The sequence below is a fragment of the Halococcus thailandensis JCM 13552 genome, assembly GCF_000336715.1.
GTDB classification, from domain to species: domain Archaea; phylum Halobacteriota; class Halobacteria; order Halobacteriales; family Halococcaceae; genus Halococcus; species Halococcus thailandensis.
This window is the reverse complement of sequence record NZ_AOMF01000191.1, coordinates 1-7,357: the sequence shown is the minus strand read 5'-3', so window position 1 is coordinate 7,357 and position 7,357 is coordinate 1. Positions and strand designations below refer to the sequence as shown.

Sequence of the window (7,357 nt, the reverse complement as noted above, 5' to 3'; positions counted from 1 at the left end):
ATATGGAGCCATCGATCCATGAGTTCCGGCTGACGCGGGAGACAGTAGCGCCTGCTGATCCGGACGAATCCTTAAGCGATAACGAGTGACGCGTCGGTGAATTCAGAGGATGGTGTATTTCGGGTCACATCCACAACTAAGGATAGTAGTACCTACATAGTCGATCCGAAGATTTCAAACATTACTCACCAAGAGATTTCTATAGAAGCTTTTGAAGATGCTACTGTCGAACGCCCTGTCTTTGCACAAAGTTGTGCATCTGCCTGTGCCACATGTGTGGCTGCTATGGGTGGTGGTTGTGGTGTCACATGTGGAGCTGCATGCTTGAGCGTCGTAACGCTTGCCGGCGTTGCCGCCTGTGCCGCCTGTGCTGTGACGTTCTGTGCAACTGCTCCTCTGATTTGTCAGCGATGTACCCGATGTACTTCTTAGTAACTTAATATATGGATGTTCCAAGGATTAGTTGGATTCGATTTTATCTCAAAACAATTAGAGTCATATAACTTATAGTACCAATAACCATCCCAAGAATAATTGATGTTACTAATATTTGCTCTAATATATAGTTGTATGATTCGTATATAAAAAAAACCATGCTTAAGCTAATAAAAAATAAGATAGCAGAGAAGGTTCCGAATGTAACCGAGATCAGTTTTCGATGTTTATTTGGATGTTTTTTCCAATCCAATAGGATTTCAAACAACACCATTTGTCTATCTGTCTAGTTTGATCATTGGCCAGAGTAGATGATTATATGTATTCGTACTCACTCTGCGTTCTAATTATTAACTATTCTTCACCATAGAGTTGACAATGTATGCATGGACGTTAGCCTTCAATCTCGATCCCGGTGATAGCATGATGCTCGACGGTAACGCTCGGAGTCAAAAGTAGTTTAGGAAGGACTATCAGTAGTTACCCCTCTGATTACAGGCTGTAACTGGCTCAGATCCTTCTTGTAGCCGGATGGTTCAACCGAGAGGTAGCAACTTACTCGACGCTCACGCCAGTTTCGACTCGATACTCGACGTTGACCACGTTCGTCGAGAGCACCTCCGCGAGTTCCTCGGTCATGTCCGGATGTTCGACGGCGCGCTCCAGCGCCGGCAGCATCTCTCTGGTGAATTCACACGCACCATCGACCGCGCCCGAACGCGTATTTTCGCTGAGCAACTCGCCGACGTCGTCATAGAGGTCGGTGCGCCATGCGTACTTCCCGCTAGTTTCGATTCTCATGCCGCCGAATTTTGCACATCGGGTTGTAAAAGGCGTTTTTCTCGGATGATTGAATCGGCTGCTATCCACCATTTGTCCTGCGTTCACCCGACTGATTCCTCTTACGGAGACGAAATCAGCGGGTTCAGTGCTCATTTTGCACATCGCTCGCGCTCGATGGCAGGGTTTGATGTGCAGAATCAGGAGGGTGCTCTTCTCGACGCGCGACCCCGTGTAGTCGTACGAACATTGTATTCTATGAGTGAAAAATAGTAAAAATTCTAATACACAGGCCTGTTCTGAGTCGAATTTCGGCATTTAGGGTGTCCTAGACCAGATTTAGACTGTTTACCGTCCCGAATGTTTATAAATATGGACGACCATGACATAATCGTTCCCCGTTGAAAACAAGTCGGGAACATGAGACCGAAATATGAGTTCATCAAAACACCTAGTACGAGCACGTAGAGAGTGGTAATGACGGCTTATACTACTCTTGAAGAGTGGATTTGTGATGAGAACGGAGAAATGCCAAGCTGCGCGGATCAGATCACTACGGGGTATTGGTTTCTTAACCACAACTGCACGGTGAATGACGATAATGGTGAAGTCCGAACCAGCTTCGTCCGGGAGAGGGTCGAGCATCGTCTTGATCATGAAATTCGTGGAGTTCTCGGTAATCTGGAGGAGATAGACGTCTTAGTCGAAGTACCCCCTCCGGGAGCGGGTGGATGCATCAGACACCATCGCACAGATGAAGTCTTCTTCAGTCCTAGCAAGGAGGAATATGTACCCTACCTAGATGAAGAAGTATCTCGGTTCCTCGACGATATGCACGCCCAAGAGGAGACACAGACACTACCGACCCCCGATGGTGGTGTGAATGATTCCTCAGAACCAGTAAAAACACTCCGTAGCGTTGCAGCAAATGCTCTCAATGACGACGCTTCTTCGGTGGAAGATGAGTTGACTGAACCGAGTGATTCGTTTGAACGGATGCTCAGTTACGATGATGTGGTCAAAGCAATCAAACAAAGTGATGATGTCTCTAGAGATAGGGATTATGATGAAATGGGGTGGCGGAACTTCGCTCTCAAATGGACTCTCTCCCAACGAGCCGTACGAATAGAACGAAATGAGTCGTTGACAACGGATTAATTCCGACTAACCCACTGATAACTCGCAACCGCACCGCTGAAGAATCCCGCCCCGGAGGGCCGGCCAAAGCCCGACCGCGTACCCTCCCTCCACGACTGCCCCTCCAAGGTCCTGCTCGCGCGCACAGCGCGCTGTGCGGTTTTCGCAGGTAGGGAAAGCAAGAGTGCTTCTCATCTCCACACCACTCTGAGCGGCGCGTGAGCTCACCACGTTGTAAGAGAAACAGCTCGTCAGTCGTAACCAGACCTAATCCACCCGCCGGGAACGAACAGAATAGTGTTCGTGAGATCGTCAGTTGATTCGTCTATACGCCGGACGGCGGTTACTACTGCTCCCGGAGCCGCTGCTGTATCACACGCGAGGATTCCTGGATGATTTTCTAGATCGAGTGTCGAATCTGCACCACGGAAATCCGTGTCCTCGCTGATGACCACCCGACGCTGTTCTACCGCATACTCCAGAATGGAATCATCGGCTGTTCCAAGTCCGACGGTTTCGTTGATCTCGACGACATCATATCCCTCGCCACGGAGTGCTTTCACGAACGCTGGAGGGATATGCTCATCCGCGATGAATTTCACGCCTCTTTCTCCACACCATCACGACGCTCCAGGTCGTCGGGACCCTCCACGACGTGCATCCCTTCTGGAATACTCTGGCGCTGTTTCCGAACTGCTCGCATTTCGTCGGAGTGATCGTAGTAGTACGTGAGCGCTCGATAGATATCAGCAAGCTCTAGATCGTAGTCTGCAGCAACCTGAGCCGGATCAACCTCTGCGTCAAGCACCTGCTTTGCGATGTGGTGAACACCGATACGTCGCCCTTCAATCCGGGGTGCCCCACCAAGTGTGTCCGGAGTCGAGATGATTTCGCTCATATGCCATTCTCTAGGCGGCAACGCTCAAAGAGTCTTCGTGAATGTGAGCGGTTGTGAGTCCCACAGCAGTCACTTTAAGTCAGTTATTGGCGGCTCAATACATTCGTACTCCCGCACTCTGGACATTGTACCATCATTCCGAGCGGCGGAGCCTCAACCTGTCCCCATTCATCGCTCCCAGGGGCCGCTTCAAATCCACAGTTCAGACACCGTGACGGCAATGTTGTCGAGTCACTCTGGCTCATATCGATTCCCCAATTGTGGGAGTGTTCCCAACACGTCGGTTTCCGACTCCGGGTCATCATCCACCTGAATCAGGCCCCGTGTCATACTGGCCACCACTACGCCAGACTCTGTAAAGATTGCCCCCTCCTCACCATCCTTTTCTCGAAGCTGGTGTTGGTGAGAACACTCCGGAGGTGTTCCGTTGGCTGCACCCAACACCCCCACTGTTTCCGCTGGTCAGATCGAGCCCCCTCTCGTCACCCCCGCTACCGAGTTAAAGCGACCCACCTTCTGACCAGTCTGCCCAGAAACCCTCGTTTTTGACCATGCTACCGAGTAGCATCATTTCCACGGTTAACGCTCTGATCCAGTTCGCGTCTCATACTTACCCTGCCTGACCTCCGGCCCCGACAGGGGCCGTGAGGCACCACGGTGCAGTCTGTGGTTGCGGTGCTAATTGTCTTGCTCGCACCTCAGCGGGCATCATTCAGTGGAATCTGGTCCAGTTCCGCAGTGTGTTCGCCCTCGATAGTGTGACGCGTTTCGGTAAAATGTTCGATGGCACGAGAGACGACTTCCTTCCTACTGTAGGTCTCTGTGCTAGCAGACCAACCACATTCCGCACAGTAGTTTCGATGGTATGGCATACTAAGGCGTGTTTCTGCCTGATTATAGTGTATATGCTTGGTTGTTCAGGGTTTACCCTGTCAATAGTCACTCCCCTGTTTACAGGGTCCCGGTGGCGTGATCGGCGCGGCAGCACCCCGGTATCGAAATGTAGCTGTCGCAATCGTCCTCTAACTCTGACACGCACGGGCCGGATCGCCATTCCCATTTTGTCCAGCATATAGCCCGAGCAGCGCGCAGCCGGTTCCAACGACCACTCCAAGCATACCCCAGACGGCTCCGTCGCTGCTGGAGGCGAGTATTATCAGAAGCGTCGAAATTCCGACGACGACCATCGTCCAAGCAGTGCCTAGCGTCTGTTGGGTAGGCTTTGAAACCATGCTATTGATTATTGTGCCAGTGACATATATCTATCTCTGGCCTACAAGCAGCCACTTGACTTCTGACGGTGGCGTTCCGGCGTGATCGGCGCGACGACACCCCCTCGTTCGGAGTGAAAATCAGTCGGGAAACGACCGCTCTTGCTGACAGGGGGATTCCGTATTGAATGAGGTGGGGCTACTGACAGCCTGTCAGCAAGCATGTGCCTTCTGACAGGGAGGGGATGTGCTGAGAAGCGAATGATATCAACACCGAGGAGCAATCACTCATTGACGAACTTCTCTGGGTGCATTTCTTCCGTACAGAAGTTCCTGATAGTAGTACCGTTGCCGAAGTTCAGGCTGATAAAGTGAATTCTACGCCCCGAGAATAGCAGAGCCGGTTGTTGCTCTTGATAACCCGATATCACTTACTATCCAAAACGGTATCAACACAATCTTTCTGGAACGCAAAACCGGTGTAGCCCCGTATTCACATTGTTTTGTATACCATCTCCTTGATGAACTGCGTCATATTCTCAAACTCGGCGTCAATGTCATCCTCCGACTCAGCCCCCGACTCGTTGTAAGATGTATGCTGCCCCTCAACAATAAACTCACCCTGATCAGTTTGAATATAGAATTTTCGTTTTGCGAACCCATTGTTCATACGAACTGAAGTGATTGTATTGTATGGGATTGCCCTAATGACGTCCTCACCAGCGTGCCCGACCAAGAGAACGACTCGACGGTCCGTTGCGACGAGATAGCCGCCGTTATCGGGGTCCAGACTTTTTTGTGGTGTTGTGAGCGAGTCAACTCGGAACATAAAGTGTGGTTGCTCACTCTTAATCAGATAGTGGATTGGGGCCTCGCCAAGTGTTTGGGGATGACTCATCCCTGGTTTTCGCTTTGTGAGGCGATTTCGTGTCACTAATCGTCCCGTTGCATTATCCACAAGCTTAGACACGTAGATATCGGAGAGGTGATCTGTGTTCTGAGACGCTTGCTGCGGAGAGGAGAATTCACCAGCCAATTGATCGCGCCGAGAATTTTTTGAGTTCGGTGGGAGCCCGTCAGAGGTACCTCCGTTTTTCGCAGATGTATATTTTTCAGCTAGATTACGTGCATCGAGCTGATTGATTAATCCAATAAGTTTCTCACCGTCAATGAGTTTAACGTTTAGTTGCTCTGCGGTAGCTACAGCTTGTTTAGAAAATCGACCAGTAGTAACGATGACAACAGTATCTACGTTGTTCTCTTGCTGATGAAGGCTTGAATACTGCTGTACATCCGGCGCACCAACATAGTTTTTCTCACCGTGACGCTTCGCTTGGATGAGTTGTTTTTGTTCAAATGGTACATACTTGATTGCGACGATATCTATACCACCATCTCGAGTAGCATCCGATACGGTCGCTTCCCATCCCTGTCGCTCCCACAGATCAGCGACCAACTTCTCGAACTCGTAACTGTCCATCTGGCGTAGTCGCTCAATGAGATTTACACTGGAATGCGACTCTGTTGGGGTCGCTGCTTGTGTTTCTGGCAATTCTGTAGATTGCCCAGTGGTATTAGCGATACCCACTGCGGAATCGAGCCAAATCGGCCTCAGTGAATCCAGTTCAAACGTGTTACTTGTCCCTTCAGAGATACTGTCGCGTTGCGTAGCAATGTAGTCCCTGACTTCCAAAACTTCCTCATTCTGGATTGTATTTGTGATATGGAATTCGATCGTTCCACCGAAAAATCGAATTTTAAGTAGGTGTTTCAGCATGCCTGTCGAACACTGGACATCATCAATATCGGAATACCGTAACGCGTTGCCGCGGTCACCATTTTTGTCACCAATGAGGAAGAGAAGTCTCGCATCTGTAACAACTAACAGATGCCGGTAGTTTCCGTTTGATGTGAAATTATTTCCATTTAATGAAATTCCCTTCTGTAAATTGGGGAAAATTGCATGAGGGGTTTCTCCGTTGTCCAGTAAGCTCGCAATCGTATGATCCATGAGGAAACCTGTGCGAGCAAATCCCACCGTTGTTGAAGTCAACGCCTTGCCGGAAACCGAGTCGCCAATGGCATTGTCAACCATATCGTTGATCGCTGGATCGTACGAGTCTTCTCCAGTTCCGAAGATTCCCATTGGATCAATAATTCATCGGGCTAGTACTTGAATCTGAACTAATCATTCCATGTGTTGGTATACGGTAGAAAGTGATACTGACGGCTGTTTTTTCCAAGATTGAGCACGTCGATTCGGTATGGCTGCTCTTGAGAACGTCGCTACCGACGACCTCCGTCAGGGCTTGGCGGAGGTCACAGGAAAGAAGCCCGCACAGCGGCTCATGGCGGCGATTAACTACCTTGAAGACGACGACCTCACCCAGATACCCTGTTGCACGTTCAAAATCAAATCGCTGGACAGAACGGTTGGGCCTGAATCCGGACTTCATTGATGGAGTCAGTCATATGATGGNTACCCTGTTGCACGTTCAAAATCAAATCGCTGGACAGAACGGTTGGGCCTGAATCCGGACTTCATTGATGGAGTCAGTCATATGATGGAATAATTCTTGACAGAAATGGCTGAACTGACCGATATATCACTCCGATTAGTCGGGTTATTTTCACAAAATACAGCCGCCTGAGAGCGATGCCTCTCAGGCGGCGACACCTGTTTTTCGGACAGGTGGGTAAGCCTCAGATGAGCCGGCTCGGTGAGCGTATCAGCCCAGGTTTGTCTTGCCGTTTTGCGGTCAAGGAGGCTGCAACTAGGGCTACCGCCGAGAGAACGACGTGAGTCTCAACGTTGTTCTTCTTGCGTGCGCGGACGCGATCAAGGCCGGTAAAGGACTTCAGACGCGAGAATACGCGCTCGACACCTGCGCGCAGG

At 50.1% G+C, this 7,357-nt stretch carries 6 protein-coding genes and 1 pseudogene; 2 read left to right on the top strand and 5 right to left on the bottom strand.

Annotated features, from left to right (window positions below):
* Window positions 1-990 precede the first annotated feature (990 nt).
* Window positions 991-1,236: a DUF7692 domain-containing protein gene (locus C451_RS19880; protein ID WP_007743550.1), complete on the bottom strand. Its 246-nt coding sequence runs from the start codon at window positions 1,234-1,236 to the stop codon at window positions 991-993.
* Window positions 1,237-1,692: 456 nt separating this feature from the next.
* On the opposite strand from C451_RS19880, the gene C451_RS22310 reads away from it, so the two are divergent.
* Window positions 1,693-2,373, top strand: a complete 681-nt coding sequence (locus C451_RS22310; protein ID WP_152420535.1) for a hypothetical protein — start codon at window positions 1,693-1,695, stop codon at window positions 2,371-2,373.
* Between the two features lie 230 nt (window positions 2,374-2,603).
* Here C451_RS22310 and C451_RS19875 read toward each other — a convergent pair whose 3' ends face one another.
* The 3 genes from C451_RS19875 to C451_RS19865 form a co-directional block, all read right to left on the bottom strand.
* A complete protein-coding gene (locus C451_RS19875; protein ID WP_007743544.1) occupies window positions 2,604-2,954 on the bottom strand; it encodes a DUF5615 family PIN-like protein in 351 nt (116 codons plus the stop codon).
* Complete coding sequence (locus C451_RS19870; protein WP_004050990.1) at window positions 2,951-3,250, bottom strand: DUF433 domain-containing protein; 300 nt, start codon at window positions 3,248-3,250, stop codon at window positions 2,951-2,953. Before C451_RS19870 ends, C451_RS19875 begins: the two co-directional genes overlap by 4 nt.
* A 1,704-nt stretch (window positions 3,251-4,954) precedes the next feature.
* On the bottom strand, window positions 4,955-6,607 hold the full coding sequence (locus C451_RS19865; protein WP_007743543.1) for a restriction endonuclease: 1,653 nt from the start codon (window positions 6,605-6,607) through the stop codon (window positions 4,955-4,957).
* 118 nt (window positions 6,608-6,725) lie between these two features.
* Here C451_RS19865 and C451_RS23940 point away from each other — a divergent pair.
* Window positions 6,726-6,848 (top strand): annotated as a pseudogene (locus tag C451_RS23940) (IS630 family transposase); the annotation flags it as partial.
* Window positions 6,849-7,164: 316 nt separating this feature from the next.
* Here the strand turns inward: C451_RS23940 and C451_RS21340 are convergent.
* Window positions 7,165-7,356, bottom strand: a complete 192-nt coding sequence (locus C451_RS21340; protein ID WP_007743539.1) for a transposase — start codon at window positions 7,354-7,356, stop codon at window positions 7,165-7,167.
* Window position 7,357 lies beyond the last annotated feature (1 nt).

What these genes read in the sequence shown, in the direction of transcription:
- C451_RS19880 (WP_007743550.1), bottom strand. Translation starts at nt 1,236, where the DNA reads ATGAGAATCGAAACTAGCGGGAAGTACGCATGGCGCACCGACCTCTAT.
- C451_RS22310 (WP_152420535.1), top strand. Translation starts at nt 1,693, where the DNA reads ATGACGGCTTATACTACTCTTGAAGAGTGGATTTGTGATGAGAACGGA.
- C451_RS19870 (WP_004050990.1), bottom strand. Translation starts at nt 3,250, where the DNA reads ATGAGCGAAATCATCTCGACTCCGGACACACTTGGTGGGGCACCCCGG.
- C451_RS19865 (WP_007743543.1), bottom strand. Translation starts at nt 6,607, where the DNA reads ATGGGAATCTTCGGAACTGGAGAAGACTCGTACGATCCAGCGATCAAC.